13 protein-coding genes are annotated in these 14,962 nt (G+C 74.8%); 5 read left to right on the top strand and 8 right to left on the bottom strand.

All coding sequences use genetic code 11. The features are described 5' to 3' along the window. Positions 1 to 9: 9 nt before the first annotated feature. Entirely contained in the window at positions 10 to 519 is a 510-nt protein-coding gene (locus tag ACI2LY_RS21080; RefSeq protein WP_404708487.1) for a hypothetical protein, read from the top strand. An 8-nt stretch (positions 520 to 527) separates the two neighbouring features. Beyond that, positions 528 to 4,880: an HAD-IC family P-type ATPase gene (locus ACI2LY_RS21075; RefSeq protein WP_404708486.1), complete on the top strand. Its 4,353-nt coding sequence runs from the start codon at positions 528 to 530 to the stop codon at positions 4,878 to 4,880. On the opposite strand, the gene ACI2LY_RS21070 is transcribed toward ACI2LY_RS21075, so the two are convergent. The 7 genes from ACI2LY_RS21070 to ACI2LY_RS21040 all read right to left on the bottom strand — a co-directional run bounded on the left by ACI2LY_RS21070 (position 4,877) and on the right by ACI2LY_RS21040 (position 11,643). Then, positions 4,877 to 6,217, bottom strand: a complete 1,341-nt coding sequence (locus ACI2LY_RS21070; protein WP_404708485.1) for a nucleobase:cation symporter-2 family protein — start codon at positions 6,215 to 6,217, stop codon at positions 4,877 to 4,879. The two genes, ACI2LY_RS21075 and ACI2LY_RS21070, sit on opposite strands and share 4 nt — an antisense overlap. Before the next feature lie 150 nt (positions 6,218 to 6,367). Next, positions 6,368 to 7,708 carry an NAD(P)-binding protein gene (locus ACI2LY_RS21065; protein WP_404708484.1) on the bottom strand — a complete coding sequence of 447 codons (1,341 nt, stop codon included), beginning with the start codon at positions 7,706 to 7,708 and terminating at the stop codon, positions 6,368 to 6,370. A gap of 96 nt (positions 7,709 to 7,804) precedes the next feature. After that, the gene (locus ACI2LY_RS21060) at positions 7,805 to 8,521 is read right to left on the bottom strand and encodes a TetR/AcrR family transcriptional regulator (RefSeq protein WP_404708483.1); all 717 of its coding nucleotides are present in this window, start codon (positions 8,519 to 8,521) and stop codon (positions 7,805 to 7,807) included. A gap of 114 nt (positions 8,522 to 8,635) precedes the next feature. Further along, positions 8,636 to 9,346, bottom strand: a complete 711-nt coding sequence (locus ACI2LY_RS21055) for an HAD family hydrolase (RefSeq protein ID WP_404708482.1) — start codon at positions 9,344 to 9,346, stop codon at positions 8,636 to 8,638. A 10-nt stretch (positions 9,347 to 9,356) separates the two neighbouring features. After that, positions 9,357 to 10,010 (bottom strand): phosphatase PAP2 family protein, encoded by a 654-nt coding sequence (locus ACI2LY_RS21050; RefSeq protein ID WP_404708481.1) that lies wholly within the window; start codon positions 10,008 to 10,010, stop codon positions 9,357 to 9,359. Between the two features lie 70 nt (positions 10,011 to 10,080). Continuing rightward, positions 10,081 to 11,013 carry a M56 family metallopeptidase gene (locus tag ACI2LY_RS21045; RefSeq protein ID WP_404708480.1) on the bottom strand — a complete coding sequence of 311 codons (933 nt, stop codon included), beginning with the start codon at positions 11,011 to 11,013 and terminating at the stop codon, positions 10,081 to 10,083. 84 nt (positions 11,014 to 11,097) lie between these two features. Next, on the bottom strand, positions 11,098 to 11,643 hold the full coding sequence (locus tag ACI2LY_RS21040) for a DUF5134 domain-containing protein (RefSeq protein WP_393910932.1): 546 nt from the start codon (positions 11,641 to 11,643) through the stop codon (positions 11,098 to 11,100). A gap of 174 nt (positions 11,644 to 11,817) precedes the next feature. Here ACI2LY_RS21040 and ACI2LY_RS21035 point away from each other — a divergent pair, with 174 nt between their 5' ends. Together ACI2LY_RS21035 and ACI2LY_RS21030 are read left to right on the top strand one after the other, a co-directional pair. Further along, positions 11,818 to 13,362: an FUSC family protein gene (locus tag ACI2LY_RS21035; RefSeq protein ID WP_404708479.1), complete on the top strand. Its 1,545-nt coding sequence runs from the start codon at positions 11,818 to 11,820 to the stop codon at positions 13,360 to 13,362. A gap of 37 nt (positions 13,363 to 13,399) precedes the next feature. Next, positions 13,400 to 13,954, top strand: coding sequence for a MarR family winged helix-turn-helix transcriptional regulator (locus tag ACI2LY_RS21030; RefSeq protein WP_404708478.1), 555 nt, complete (start codon positions 13,400 to 13,402; stop codon positions 13,952 to 13,954). 9 nt (positions 13,955 to 13,963) lie between these two features. On the opposite strand, the gene ACI2LY_RS21025 is transcribed toward ACI2LY_RS21030, so the two are convergent. Further along, positions 13,964 to 14,356, bottom strand: a complete 393-nt coding sequence (locus tag ACI2LY_RS21025) for a VOC family protein (protein ID WP_404708477.1) — start codon at positions 14,354 to 14,356, stop codon at positions 13,964 to 13,966. 68 nt (positions 14,357 to 14,424) lie between these two features. Between ACI2LY_RS21025 and ACI2LY_RS21020 the strand changes: the two genes are divergently transcribed. Continuing rightward, positions 14,425 to 14,961, top strand: a complete 537-nt coding sequence (locus tag ACI2LY_RS21020; RefSeq protein WP_404708476.1) for a GNAT family N-acetyltransferase — start codon at positions 14,425 to 14,427, stop codon at positions 14,959 to 14,961. Position 14,962: the final 1 nt, after the last annotated feature.

The raw sequence follows: 14,962 nt of genomic DNA, 5'->3' as shown, positions 1-14,962 counted from the left end.
AGGAGAGTCATGGCTGAGCACACGTCGTCGTCGGTCCTCACCGCGCCCATGCGCGGCGTCGCCTCCGTCCTGAGCAAGGTGCCGGGCGCGTCGGTCGTCTCCCGGGCGGCCCAGGACACGCTGGACATCGTCGGCGTGATCTCCCCCCGAGGGCGGCGGCTCGCGGTGTACACCGGGGCGGGCGTGCTCGGCGTCGCCGGGGTGGTGGAGTGGCCCGTGGCGCTCGCCGGAGCCGCCATCGCGTGGCTGACCCAGCCCAGCCCGGCCCTCGTGACCCCGACGGTCAAGCCCGCCGACGACAAGATCGACGAGCCCGCCCCCGCCAGCGAGGCCGAGGTGGGCGAGGCGGCCCTGCGCACCGGGCACCACGATGCCCCCGGCCCCGTGAAGGCCACCGACACCGAGGCCGCGCACCCGGAGCCCGCGCCCAAGAAGCACGGCAAGAAGTCCGGGAAGCAGCCCAAGGGCGCCACCGGGCAGCTCGGGCCCACCGCCCGCCCCGAACGCACCAGCCTCTGACGGCCGGAATGGTCCTCCACCTCCTCACCACGCCCACGGCCGCCGCCCGCCTCCCCCGGCTCCTCGCGGCGGCCGCCGCACCCCTGATCGGAGCGGCGGCGGGCGCCGCCGCGGGCACCGCACGGGCGGGCGTACGCGGCGCGGACGCGGCCGTACGCGTGACCCGGGTCGCCCGCACCGCGCTGCCCGGCGGCCCCGCCCACTGGCGGGCCGGTGCCCGCGTCCACCTCCCGCTGCGCACCGCCGAACCGGACCGGGTACGGGGCGCGGGCGGCCGCGCCCACCTGGCCCGCCGGATCGCGGCGACGCTCGCCGACCGGCCCGACGTGCTCCTCGCCTACTGGGACGAGGGCCTCGCCCGCTTGGTCGTGACCATGACCGAGGACGCCGTCAGCGACCGGGTGGTGGACCGGGCGGCCGAACTCGCCGTACACGACGGGCTGCTCGTGCGCGGCGGTGACCCCGAGGAACACGTCCACCCCGCCGACCCGGCGGGCGTACGGGCCGCCGCCGTCACCCTCGGCGTCGACCTGATCGGCATCGGCGGCGCCCTCACCGGCTACCTCCTGCGGCTGCCCCCCACGCCCCGCGCGGTCACCGCCTGCGTCACCCTGCTGCGGGAGAACCCCCGCGTCCGCGCCCTGCTGCGCGCCCGCCTCGGTGCCGACCGCATGGATCTCCTGCTGGCCAGCGCCAACGCGATCGTGCACGCCGCCGGGCAGACCCCCACCTCGCTCGTGCTCGACGGCGCCCTGCGCTCCCTCCAGCTCGCCGAGACCATGGCCCGCGCCGCCGCCTTCGACTCCCTCCACGACGAACTGTGCGGACCCGAACGCGTCAGCGTCGCCCCCGACGGCGCCCCGCGCCCCCCGCTGCGCGAGTCCCCGGCCCAGGTGTACGCCGCCCACGCCTCCGCGGGCAGCGTGCTCGGCGCGGTGGCCGCGCTGCTGGTCAAGCGGAACCTGAACTCCGCCGCCGAGGCCGCCCTCTCCGGCTCGCCCAAGGCCGCCCGGTACGCCCCCGCCGCTTTCCACGCCGTACTCGGCACCGCGCTGGCCCGCGCCGACGTGCTGGTCCGCGACCCGGAACGGCTCAGACAGCTGGAGATGGCCGGGACCCTCCTGCTGCACCCGAGCGCGCTGCGCACCGACGAGGGGCTGCCCGACCCGTGGACCGAGGCCGTGCTCGACGCGGCCCGCCGCGCCCGGCTGCGCGTCGTCCTCGTCGACGACCCCGCCCTGGAGGACTTCGTCGCGCTCGCCGATCAAGTGGTCGACGCGAGACGCCCGTTGGACGACGTCGTGCACGCCCTGCGCGGTGAACTGGACGCCCGCACGGAGGACGAGGAGGACGCCGACGAACGCGTCGTCATCACCGTCGCCCGACCCCGCGCCCTCGAGGAGAGCGACGTACTGGCCGGACTCGAGGCCACCGACATCGCCATCGCGCTCACCGACCAGGAAGGCGCCGTCATCTGGGGCGCCGACATCCTCGCCCCGCACGGACTGCCCGACGTGTGGCGGCTGCTCACCGCGATCCCCGCCGCCCGCGCCGTCGGCAGCCGGGGCCAGGTCCTGGCCCGCTCCGGCGCCGCGCTCTCCGGCCTCCTAGTGGCCATCGGCGAGGCCCGGCGCGGCCGCGGACGCCGCTCCGTGCTGCCCGGGCTGCGGCACGCCCCCGTCGACACCGGCGCGCTCACCGCCCTGGCGTACGGCGTCTGGGCCGCCCTCGGCGTGGCCGCCGCCCGCGCCCCGCACCCCCACGCCCGCGTGCGCTGGCACGAACTCGACCCCGACGAGGCGGTGGAACGGCTCGACCGCGAGGCGGGCCCCGGACCCGGCCCGGTGGAACGCGCCGCCACCCGGGCCCGCGAGACGGCCGACCGGATCGCCCGGGTGCCCGCGTTCGCCCCGGCCCGCCTCACCTGGCAGCTCGGCCAGGCCGTACGCGGCGAACTCGACGACCCGCTCACCCCCGTACTGGCGGTCGGCTCCGCCGCCTCCGCGATCCTCGGCTCGGTCGTGGACGCCCTCCTCGTCGTCGGCGCCCTCGACCTGAACGCCCTGGTCGGCGGTGTCCAGCGGCTGCGCGCCGAGCGGGCGCTGTCCGGGCTGCACACCGAGCAGCAGCGCAAGGCGCGGGTCGCGCCCCCGCCGGAGGAGGCGCCCGCGGGCGGCACCCGCACCGTGGACGCCGGACAACTGCTGCCCGGCGACGTGATCGAGCTGAAGGGCGACGACGTGGTCCCCGCCGACGCCCGGCTGCTGTGGCAGGACGGCCTGGAGGTGGACGAGTCCGCGCTGACCGGCGAGTCCCTGCCGGTGCACAAGCACATCGGGGCCACCCCGCACGCGGCCGTCGCCGACCGGCGCTGCATGGTCTTCGAGGGCACCACCGTCGTCGCGGGCACCGCGCACGCCGTCGTCGTCGACACCGGCGAGCGCACCGAGGCAGCCCGAGCCGTCCACCTCGCCGCCCGTACGCCCCCGGCGGCCGGGGTACAGGCCCGGCTCCAGGAACTCACCCGTAAGACACTGCCCCTGACCCTGGGGGGCGGCGCCGCCGTGACCGGGCTGGCCCTGCTGCGCGGCACGCCGGTGCGTGAGGCGGTCAGCGGTGGCGTGGCCGTCGCGGTCGCCGCCGTGCCCGAGGGGCTGCCGCTGGTCGCCACCGTCGCCCAGCTCGCCGCCGCCCGCCGACTGAGCCGCGACGGCGTCCTGGTCCGCACCCCGCGCACCCTGGAGGCGCTCGGCCGCGTCGACACCATCTGCTTCGACAAGACCGGCACCCTCACCGAGAACCGGCTCCGCGTCGTCCGGGTGACCGACGCCGAGGGCATCGAGTGGGCGGCCGGTGACGCGGGCGAGGCGGGCCCCGCCGCGACCCTGCGCCGCGCCGCGCGGGCCTGCCCCCGCGTGAACGGCTCCGGACGCCCGGTGCACGCCACCGACGAGGCCGTCATCCACGCCGCCGCACCCGACCCCGGCTGGACCCAGCTCGGCGGCCTCTCCTTCGAGGCCGCCCGGGGCTACGCGGCCGCCGTGGGCCGGGAGGGCGACGGCCCCCGCACCCTGGTCGTCAAGGGCGCCCCCGAGACCGTGCTGCCCGGCTGCGCCGACCTGTCCGACCGCGCCCACGACTCCGCCCACTCCCTCGCCGGAGCCGGACTGCGCGTCCTCGCGGTGGCCATGCGGCGCCTCGACGAGGGCGAGAGGGAGTCCGACGCCCTCCAAGAACCCCTGCACGACCTGCGGTTCACCGGACTGCTGGCCCTCTCCGACGTACCCCGCGAGACCTCCGAGGCGCTGGTGCGCGGCCTCCTGGAGGAGGGCGTACGCCCGGTCATGCTCACCGGCGACCACCCGCAGACCGCCCGCGCCATCGCCCGCGAACTCGGCTGGCCCGAGGACACCGAGGTGGTCACCGGCGACGAACTGGCCGCCGCCGACCGGCGCACCCGCGCCCGGATGCTCCGGGACGCCGGGGTCGTGGCCCGCGTCGCGCCCGAGCAGAAACTCCAGGTCGTGGAGGCACTCCGGGACGCGGGCCGGGTGGTCGGCATGGTCGGCGACGGCGCCAACGACGCCGCCGCGATCCGCGCCGCCGACATCGGCGTCGGCATCAGCGCACGGGGCTCGGCCGCCGCGCGCAACGCCGCCGACATCGTCCTCACCGACGACGATCTGACCGTCCTCATCGACGCCATCGGCGAAGGACGTTCGCTGTGGCACAGCGTCGCCGACGCCATCGCCATCCTCATCGGCGGCAACGCGGGCGAGGTCGGCTTCGGCATCCTCGGCACCCTGCTCTCCGGCACCGCCCCGCTGTCCACCCGGCAGATGCTGCTGGTGAACCTCTTCACCGACCTGTTCCCGGCCATGGCGGTGGCCGTGACCCCGAAGGACGGCGACGATGACGAGGTACGCGGCCGGACCGCGTCCCCCGAGGACGCGGCGGGCGGCGTCCTCGGCGCCCCGCTGATCCGGCAGATCCGGCACCGCGCCCTCACCACCGCGCTCGGCGCCATCACCGCCTGGCTCATCGGCCGCTTCACCCCCGGCACCGCCCGCCGCGCCAGCACCATGGCCCTGTGCGGCGTGGTCGGCACCCAGCTCGTCCAGACCCTCCTGGACCGCCGCGACAGCAACCTGGTCCGGGTCACCGCCCTCGGCTCCGCCGCGGCCCTCGTGGCCGTCATCCAGACCCCCGGCATCAGCCGCCTGGTCGACTGCACCCCGCTCGGCCCGATGGCCTGGGCCGGAGTCGCCCTGGCCATCGCACTCGCCCTGGCCGGCCAGCGGACCCTGCCCCGGCTGGAGGAACTTGTCGCGGGACTGGTGCCTACGGAGGACCGGGTCTAGGCGCTCTCGGCGAGGGCGGGCGCCTCCCGGGGCTCGCGGCCGGGCCGGTGGTTGAACAGCAGGTTCAGCGCGATCGCCGTCAGGCAGCCCGCGCTGATGCCGCTGTTCATGACGGTCTGGAACCAGTCGGGGAACTTCGCGTACACCGTGGGCACGCCCACCGGGAGCATGCCGACCGCGACCGAGACGGCCACGACGGTGAGGTTGTGGTTGTCCCGGAAGTCGACGGCGGCCAGGGTGCGCAGACCGCTGGCCGCGACCGTTCCGAACATCACCAGGCCCGCCCCGCCGAGCACCGGCGCGGGGACGGCGGCCACCATGGCGCCCAGCTTGGGCAGCAGGCCAAGGAGGACGAGCAGGGCGCCCGCGGCGGCGACCACCCAGCGGCTGCGGACCCGCGTCATGCCGACCAGGCCGACGTTCTGGGCGTACGCCGTGTACGGGAAGGTGTTGAAGACGCCGCCCAGCACGGTCGACAGGCCGTCGGCGCGGAGCCCGTCCGCCAGGGAACGCGGCTCGACCTCCCGGCCGGTCATCTCGCCCACCGCGATCAGGTCACCGGTGGTCTCCGTCATCGTCACCAGCGCCACCACCAGCATGGACACGATCGCGGACACCCGGAACTCCGGTGCCCCGAAGTGGAACGGGGTGCTGATCCCCACCCAGTCCGCGTCCGCGACCCCGCCGAAGTCCGTGAAGCCGAACGGCACCGCCACGGCCAGGCCCACCACGATGCCGGTCAGCACGGCCACGCGGGCGAGGAAGGCAGGGGCGAAGCGCTGCACGCCCAGCACCACCGCCAGCACGAACGCGGCCAGCGCCAGGTTCCGGGGCGCCCCGAAGTCCTTCGCGCCCACCCCGCCCGCCGCCCAGTTGCCCGCGACCGGCAGCAGGGAGACGCCGATGATCAGGATCACGGTGCCGGTGACCAGCGGCGGGAAGAACCGCAGCAGCCGACCGAAGACCGGCGCGAGCAGCACGATCGCCAGCCCCGCGACGATCACCGAGCCGTAGATCGCGGGCAGCCCGCCGCCCGTCGTACCGATCAGCACCATCGGGGACACGGCCGCGAAGGTGCACCCCTGCATGATCGGCAGCCGTACGCCGAACCGCCAGAAGCCGACGCACTGGATCAGCGTCGCCACCCCGCACACCAGCAGGTCGGCGGTGATCAGATACGCCAGGTCGGCGGGGGAGAGGCGCAGCGCGCCGCCCACGATCAGCGGGACCGCCACGGCGCCCGCGTACATGGCCAGCACATGCTGGAGCCCGAAGGCCGCGAGCTGCCGTACCGGGGGTATCTCGTCGACGGGGTGCGTTGCGGCGGTCGTGGCCATGGGGCCTCCTGCGGCGGGCGGGCGGGGAGCGGTAACCGGACTGCACGAGACCGTAGGGGCCTTGAACAGTTTGTTGATTTCCGGTGCGTTGCCGCCGCGTGTCATGCCCACGCAAGTGGATCGGGACACCGCCCGCCGTGCTACGCCGTGCTACTCGGGCCGAGCCGCCGCCCACAGCGCGTCCCAGTCGGACAGCTTGACCGGGTTCCGGCCCAGACTCGCGCCCAGCTCCGCCTCGGCGCGCTCGATCGCCAGCCACCCCGGCCACGCCACCGGGTCGGCGCCCGCCGCCCGCAGCCCCGGAAGCGGGTCCTCCGGGACCTCGCGGGACTCCAGCGCCGGGGCGTCCTCCAGCAGCGAGGTCACCGTCTCCTTGGCGCAGGAGCGATTGCTGCCGATGACGCCGGTCGGGCCGCGCTTGATCCACCCGGCCACGTACGCGCCCGGCACGGGGACGCCGTCGCTCAGCACCCGCCCCGCCAGATGCGGCACCATCCCGGTCACCGGGTCGGACGGCAGCCCCTCCGGCGGCATCCCCCGGTACCCCACCGAGCGCAGCACCAACTGCGCCGGAACGTCCTCGTACACACCCGTGCCCCGCACCCCGCCCTGCCCGTCCGGCTCGGTCCGCTCGAAGCGCACCCCGCCCACCCGGCCGTCCGACTCCAGCACCTCCACCGGGCGCAGGAAGAACCGCAGCCGGATCGTCCGGTCGGTGTCCGGGGGCGAGACGGCGGCCCAGTCGCGCAGCACCTCCGCGTTGCGCCGCTGGGCGCCGGGCAGCGCCGACAGGTCCGCGAACGCCGGATCGAGCGCCAGTTCCGCCGGGTCGACGGAGACTCCGACCCCAGGCAGACCGCCCAGTTCACGTAGCTCCTTGGTGGTGAACCTGGCCTGCGTGGGACCGCGCCGCCCGGCCATCAGCACCTCGTCGACCCCGCCCCCGGTCAGCAGCTCCAGCGCCGCCTGCGGCATGTCCGTCCCGTGCAGCTCGGCCGCGCCGCGCATCAGCATCCGCGTGACGTCGACGGCCACATTGCCGACCCCGATGACCACGGCGGAGCGCACATCGCGCAGAAAACCCTCGTCGGCCGCGTCCGGATGCGCGCTGTACCAGGACACGAACTCCGACGCCGACCAGCTGCCCGGCAGCTCCTCGCCGGGAATGCCCAGCGGACGGCCCGCCGCCGCGCCCACGCAGTACACCACCGCGTGGTACAGCTCCCGCAGCCGCTCCACCGGCACCCCGTCCGGGCCGCCCACCCCGACGCCGCCCAGGAACCGGACCCGGTCGTGCTCCAGCACCGTCCGCAGGCTGCCCTGGAGCGACTTGATCTTCTCGTGGTCCGGGGCGACGCCGTAGCGCACCAGCCCGAACGGGGCGGGCAGCCGGTCCAGCACGTCCACGTGCACGTCGGGGTGGCGCTCCACCAGGTTCTGCGCGGTGTAGCACCCGCTCGGTCCGGAGCCGACGACGGCGACCCGCAGCACGGCGTACTCCTCACCCCGTGGGCAACGGGAGACAGCCCTGACGGCTCCAGCATGGCACCGCGCGGCGGTGTCGGCAGGGCCTGGCGGGCCGTCGGGCTAATCGCCCCGCTCGTCCGGCCGCTCGTCAGTCCGCTCGCCCGTCTGCTGGTCTGTCCGCTGCTCGTCCGTGGCGAAGAACCGGGACAGGTCCCCCCGGCCGCACCCGTCGTCGTCCGTGCCGCTCCCCGGCGGTACGCCGAGCGCCCCGTCGAGCCCGTACCGCTCGAACAGTTCCGCGCGCAGGACGGGGATCGGCATCGGCACGCCCGGCACCAGTGCCGCGTACACCGCGCCCATCAGCAGCGCCCGGAGCATCGGGTAGCCGGTCGTGCCGTCGGTCGCGCCGCAGCGGGCGACCGTGTCGCCGAGGAGTTCGGACAGGCGCCGCTGCTCCGGGCACTGCACGAAGCCCTCCTCGTGCAGCAGCCCCGCCATGTGCTGGCGCATGAGCACCGGCCGCTCCCGCGCCAGTCCCAGGATCGCGTCGATGGCACGGGCCAGCCGCTCCCGGCCGTCCTCGGTACGCGGCTCCCGCTCCAGCGCCTCCTCCAGCGTGCGGTGCATCAGCCGGTGCACGGCGGACTGGACCAGCTGGCGCTTGCCGGGGAAGTAGTACGAGACCAGTCCGCGCGCCGATCCGGCGCGGTCCGCGATGTCGCCCAGGGTGGTCGCCTCGAACCCGCGCTCGTCCACCAGCTCCACCGCGGCCTGGAGGAGCCGCTCGCGCGAACGCCGCCGCAGCTCTTCATTGACCGAGGCGCTGCGCGGGGACATTACGGAACTCCTGCGTTGACTGGCTGTCAGCCAACTATACTCAAGGCGTGAGGCGCCGCATCGCGCGGGGCCTCTTCAGGGCTGCCGTCCGTCTGAGCGCCGCGGGGGAGCGCCTCAGGCGGACGGCAGTTCCGCTTCCGGCAGCAGGTCCAGTACGGGCAGCAGGGCGTCCGGGCGTGCGTCCACCGGCAGATGGTCCACGAAGTGCACCCGGCAGCCGATCGCGGCGGCGCCACCGTCCGCCGTCCGGTTGTCCCCGACCATCAGCGTGCGCCCCGGCTCGACCCCCAACTCCGCACAGGCGACGGCGAACAGCCGGGGGTCCGGCTTCCGCACCCTGTGCTCGTACGACAGCACGTACGCGTCCACGTAGGGGTCGAGCCCGTGCTCCCGGAAGACCGGCCGCAGGTCCCAGCCGATGTTGCTGACGATGCCGACGGTGATTCCGCGTTGCCGCAGCTCCTTGAGGACCTGGGCCGCGTCGGGGTACGGGGCCCACGCGGCGGGGGCCATGTGCCGTTCGTACAGCGCGTCGTGCAGGTCGTCCACGGGCAACGGCACTTGCCGGGAGAGCCCGGTGTACGCGGCCCGGTGCGCCGCGGCGTCGATGTCCCGCTCGGCCCACGCCTCGGCCAACTCCTCCGGTACGACCTTCGGCTCAGCGCCACCGGGCAGCGCGCCCACCACCTCCAACGCGTCTGCCATATCGCTGAATCGCGGCTCGCTCAGCGTGGTGCCCGTCGCCGTGAGGGCGGCCCGGAGCCAGGACTCGGTGGACTCGGCACGGCACAGCGTGCCCGAGAAGTCGAACAGCACAGCGGTCATGCGCGGGACCCTACTCCTGGGGCCCTCGGCATCGTTCGTGGACCAGTACCGCACCGGCCACCAGCGAGGCCCCGAACAGCCAGCCGCCCAGCACGTCCGAGAACCAGTGCACCCCCAGCCACACCCGTGTGACACCGACGCCCACCACCGAGACGACGGCCACCACGACCGCGCCGTACCATCGCGCCCCGCGCACCCCGTGACGGTGGATCAGCCACAGCAACAGCCCGCACACCACGGTGGCCGTCATGACATGCCCCGACGGGAACGCGGCGTACCGCGCGCTGTCCACGGGGTCCGGCCACACCGGGCGCGGCCGCGCGACGCCCGCCTTCACCGCCTGCTGCACCACCGCCGCCACCGCGCAGGTGAGCACCAGCCACAGCGCCGTCCACCACGCGGCCGTACGCCACAACAGCCACAGCGCGACCCCCGCGCACAGCAGCCGCATCGTCACCGGGTCCCACACCCAGTCGGTCAGCACCCGGAAGACCTGCGTGAGGCCCCGCTCCCGCACGGCCCAGCGGTGGCTGGTGCGGGCGATGTCGTCGTCCAGGGCGAGGAGGGGCCCCCACTCGACGGCGACCAGGGTGAGCAGCAGGGCGGAGGACAGGGTGAGGACGGTGGCGGTGAGGATTGCGGTACGGGGGATCTGGTGGTGCATGGGGCGATCCTCGTCGATGAGGGCCGCGGGGGCCGTCATCCGACGCGTCGCCCGCGCGGGACGGCCGACCTCAGTGCAACGCCCGCAGCCCCGGCACGAAGGCGACCAGCACAGGGAGCACCGGTACCAGCGCGGCCGTGGCCGTCAGGCGCAGGCGGTGGGGGGCCGGGAGGCGGGGCGGCGCGGTGAGGAGGCGGTTCACACGGTGGGGGAGTTGGGAGTGCGGGGTGGGGGAAGGGCCGAACACACCCCGGTCCTCGTTGAGGTCGACCAAAGCGAGGGCGGTGGTGACGCGGCCGAAGCGGCGGGACGCGGTGTCGTCGGCGGCCAGTTCGACCAGCCGGTGCATCTCGTCGCGGAAGGCGGCGAAGACCGGGACCTGAGGGAAGCCGCCCGCCAGCGCGGCCGAGCAGTGCAGCAGCCAGTCGTGGCGGAAGCGGGCGTGGTCCTGTTCGTGGGCCAGGAGGGCGTCGAGGCGGCTGCCCTTGAGACGGCGGAGGGCGGCCGTGGTGACGACGAGTCGGGGTGTGGCGCCGGGGAGCCAGTACGCGTCGGGGCGGTCGCCTTCCAGGACCACCAGCCGTCCGCCCGCCTCCTCGCCCGGCAACAGGGGTACCCGCTCCAGGAGTTCGGCCCGCCGCACCCGCCGCCCGCGCCGCGCGCGCAGCACCTCGCCGACCAGCATCGTCAGGCTCCACAGCCCCGCGCAGGCGAGCGCCACGGCGGTCGGCGCGGCCCACGGCCCGGCCGCGCCGAGGGCGTACGCCTCGACGACCCCGTGCGGAGCCCCGCTGAACAACTGCCCGCGCACCGCCTGCCAGGCCGCCGCCGCGCTCAGCGTCATCGACAGGGCGCAGCACAGCAGTACGGCGGCCACCACGCACTGCCAGGCCCACAACGCCACCACCGGCTCCCGGTCCGGCCAGTCGGCCCGGGCCAGCAGACGCGGGGCGGCGACGGAGGTCAGGATGCCGAGCAGCAGCAGTGCCACGGGGACGGTCATGGGCAGCACCCTATGAGCAGCGGACCGCCCGCCGCTGCCGAAGTGACGCAGACAACTCCCGCGCCCCGCCCACCGCTTGACGTGTCACATCGTCAGCAGCATCGCCAGCATGCCTATCCCCATCGACAACCGGCACACTCGGGACAGCTCGGGCCGGTCACCCCACCGCACCGCACCCGGCCCGCCCCGCACGGTGACGGGTACCAGGCGGGCGCCGGTCAGCAGGACGTAACCGGTGAAGTAGAGGAGCAGCGCGCCCGTCAGCCAGGCCGGGCCCGAACCGCCCGTGTGGTGGTGGGGAGTCGGGGCCGCGGCCATGAGCACGGCCATGTACACCATCGCCGTACTGCCCAGCAGATGGTGCAGATGGTGGGCGCTCCGCCGCGCCGACCACAACGCGCGCAGCGCGGCCAGCCCGAACACCGCCGCGTACAGCGGCCACACCCAGCGCGGCGGGGCGAACACCGCGGCCGGTATCGCCATCGCCGCCATCCCGAAGCCCATCAGCGCCTCGCCGCCCGCCGCACGGCGCTGCTCCTCGACACCGCTGCGCATCCGCAGCAGACAGTAGGCGCCGGTCGCCGCGCACAGCGCGACCAGCAACCAGGCCGGTGACACCGGACCGTGCACGCGCACCACCCCCGTTCGACGCTCGGTCGAGGGATGCGATGCCCACGACAGGCGCGGCGCACGCGAGCGCAGGGGGGTGTACGGGGAGCGTTCACCGGAGCACGACGTGTGACCAGGGCGGTTGCGAAGCCGCGATAAGTCTTTTACTGGTGAAACACCTGTTAAGTTATTTGTATGAGCAGTCGCCGCCTCCCCCTCGTCCAGGCGCTCCGCCTCCAGGGGCCCTCCGCCATCTGGTTCAAGCGCGCGCTCAGCGTGGTCGTGTCGGCGGCCCCGCCCAACCTCCTCCTGCTGGCGTTCGGCCGCCTCGACCTGGCCCTCTACACGATGGCCGGATCTCTCTGCGCGCTCTACGCCCACCAGCGCCCCTACGCGGCCCGCGCCCGCGTGCTCGCCGGGGTGGTGCTCGGCATGACGGCCGGACTCGGCGTCGCCCTGCTCACCTCGGCGCTCACCCCCGGCCCCGTCGTCCTGGTGCTCGTCGGCGCCCTGCTGGCCGCCGCGCAGAAGACGGTCTGCGAGGCCACCCGCGTCGGACCGCCCGGCAATGTCGTCGTCACCTTCATCAGCTCCGCCGCCCTGTTCGTCCCGCAGACCCCCGGCCAGGTCCCCGCCCACCTCGGGCTCGCCCTCGCCGCCGGAGCCTGGGCATGGCTCGTCTGCATGGCTCCCGGAGTGTTCCGCCCGCACGGCCCCGAGCGCCGCGCCGTCGCGGCCGCACTCCACGCCGCTGCCGAGTCGGCTGACCAGGGTCACGCTCCTGCCCACGCCGCCCTGCACACCGCCTGGCAGACACTCCGTTCCCCCGGTACCCGCCCCGACCCTACCCGGCGCGCCCTGGAGAACCTGCTGCTCCGCGCCGAGACCGCCCACGCCGACCCCGGCCAACTACGCGCCTGGGCCCGAGCCCTGCGCGGCACCGGCCCGGTACCGCGGACGAAGGCCACCCACGCGGCCGACGCACACCCCCGCCCCGCCCGCGTCCCCTTCACACACCTGGCCCCCATAGCCACCCGCACCGCCCTAGGCTGCGCCCTGGCCGGTCTGGCCGCCCTCTCCCTCGGTGTGGGCCGCCCCTACTGGGCCCTGGTCACCGCCGCCTCCCTCTACCAGGCCAACGTCACCCTCACTTGGAGCCGGGGCGTCCAGCGCGTCGTCGGCAACCTCCTCGGCGTGCTCCTCTTCGCCGCGCTCACCCCGCTGACCCACCTCCACCCCGTCACGCTCGTCCTGTGCTGCCTGGCGTGCAGCTTCGGCGCGGAGGCGCTCATCGCCCGCAACTACTGGCTCGGCACCGTCTGCGTGACCCCCATGGCGCTGCTCATCACCGAGTTCACCCACCTCCAGGACCCCGGCGTGCTCATCACTCAGCGGGTGCTGGACACCCTGGTCGGCGCCCTGGCCGGGTTCGCCGCCGCCGTGATCGTCACCAACCGGCGGGCCGGTGACCGTGTGCACGACGCCCTGACCGCCGTCGAAGAGGCGGGCGCGCACACCGCACGCCTGCTGGCCCACCCCGCACCCCACGCCCTGCCGACGGCCCGCCGCGCCCTCGCCGCCGCGCTGACCGACCTGCGCGCCACGGCCGACACCGCCCAGGGGGAGTGGTGGCAGCGGCCCCTCCCCGCGGAACGCCTCGCGCTCGCCGAGCGGACCGGACACCGTACGCTCGCGGCGGCGGTACGACACCGAGGAGTCGCACCCTTGAAGCAGGACTGACACGGCACGACAGCGGGACCACGGAGGACACACGGCCATGACGGACACGGGAAGCCAGCACCCGGGAGCGGCGCACGAGGGCACCGCGCGGGCCGACACCGTCGCCTCGGTCGTCCGGCAGTGGCGTGCCGTGCACCCCGCGCTGGACACCGGGCCCATGGAGGTCATCGGGCGGATCAACCGCTGTGCCGCGCTCCTCCAGCAGGCCGAGGACGCCCCGCTGCGCCGCGCCGGACTCAGCCGGGCGGAGTTCGACCTGCTCGGCGCGCTCCGCCGTACCGGCCACGAGCTGACGCCGGGGGAGCTGGCGCGGGAGACCTTCTCCTCCGGGGCGGCCGTGACCAAGCGGGTCAAGCAGCTCACCGAGCGCGGACTGGTCGAGCGGCGCGGCGACACCCGGGACCGCCGCGTCTCCCACCTCCGCCTCACCGACGCCGGACGTGACCTCGTGGACGGCATCCTCCCCGAGCAACTCGCCTACGAGGAAGCCGTGTTGTCGGTGCTGACCCCCGAGCGGCAGGACGAGCTGTCCTCCCTCCTCGCCGGGCTCCTCGACGGACTGGAGGGCCGGCTCGGCGCCCTGCGCGGCTGAAGCGGTGTGTCAGATACCCGGCCGGTACCGCAGCGGATGGTCCGCCGGGATCTCCACCAGCACGATCGGAATGCCGTCCGGGTCGGCGATCCACATCTCGATCAGCCCCCACGGCTCCCGGACCGGCTCCCGGACGATCTCCACCCCCGCCGCCCGCAGCTCGTCCCGCGCCGCGGCCGCGTCCGCGACCTGGAGCCACAGCCGGACCGACGGCACGAGCGGCGCCTCGGCCCGGCCGGACAGCTCCAGGAAGCCGCCGCCCAGGAAGTAGACGGTCCCGCGCTCGGGCCCCTCCCCGAACTCACGGTGGACGGCGAGCCCGAGCTGACCGCCATAGAAAGCACGGGAGCGTTCGGGGTCCGTGGGGCGGATGAGGGTCCGGCCGCTGAGTACATGCACCATGCGAGCGGAGCCTAGCCGCCGACTAGGCTCGTCCCTGTTCAGCCGCGCCCCAGATCGGAGTACACCCCATGGACACCGCCACCGGACCGACGTTCCGCGACGCCACCGACGCCGACGTGGACGCGCTCGTCGCGCTGGTCGAGTCGGCGTACCGGGGTGACGCCAGCCGGGCCGGGTGGACCACCGAGGCGGACATCCTGGACGGGCAGCGCACCGACCCCGAGGGCGTGCTCCAGGTCATCAAGGCGCCCGACAGCAGGCTGCTCGTGGTGGAGCGGGAGGGCGCGATCGTCGCCTGCTGCCAGCTCGAACACCGGGGCACTCACGCCTACTTCGGCATGTTCGCGGTCAGCCCCACCCTCCAGGGCGCGGGCCTCGGCAAGGCGGTCATGACGGAGGCGGAGCGGCTGGCACGGACCACCTGGGGCGCCACCGAGATGCACATGACGGTGATCTCCGTCCGCGACGACCTGATCGGCTGGTACGAGCGCCGCGGCTACCGCCGTACGGGCGAGACGACCCCGTTCCCGTACGGCGATGAGCGCTTCGGCATCCCGCGCCGCCCCGACCTCCGCTTCGAGCTGCTGGTCAAGCCGCTGGTCTGAG

The organism is Streptomyces sp. NPDC002176, from assembly GCF_044903645.1.
GTDB lineage: Bacteria > Actinomycetota > Actinomycetes > Streptomycetales > Streptomycetaceae > Streptomyces.
This window is presented reverse-complemented; position numbering and strand designations above follow the sequence as displayed.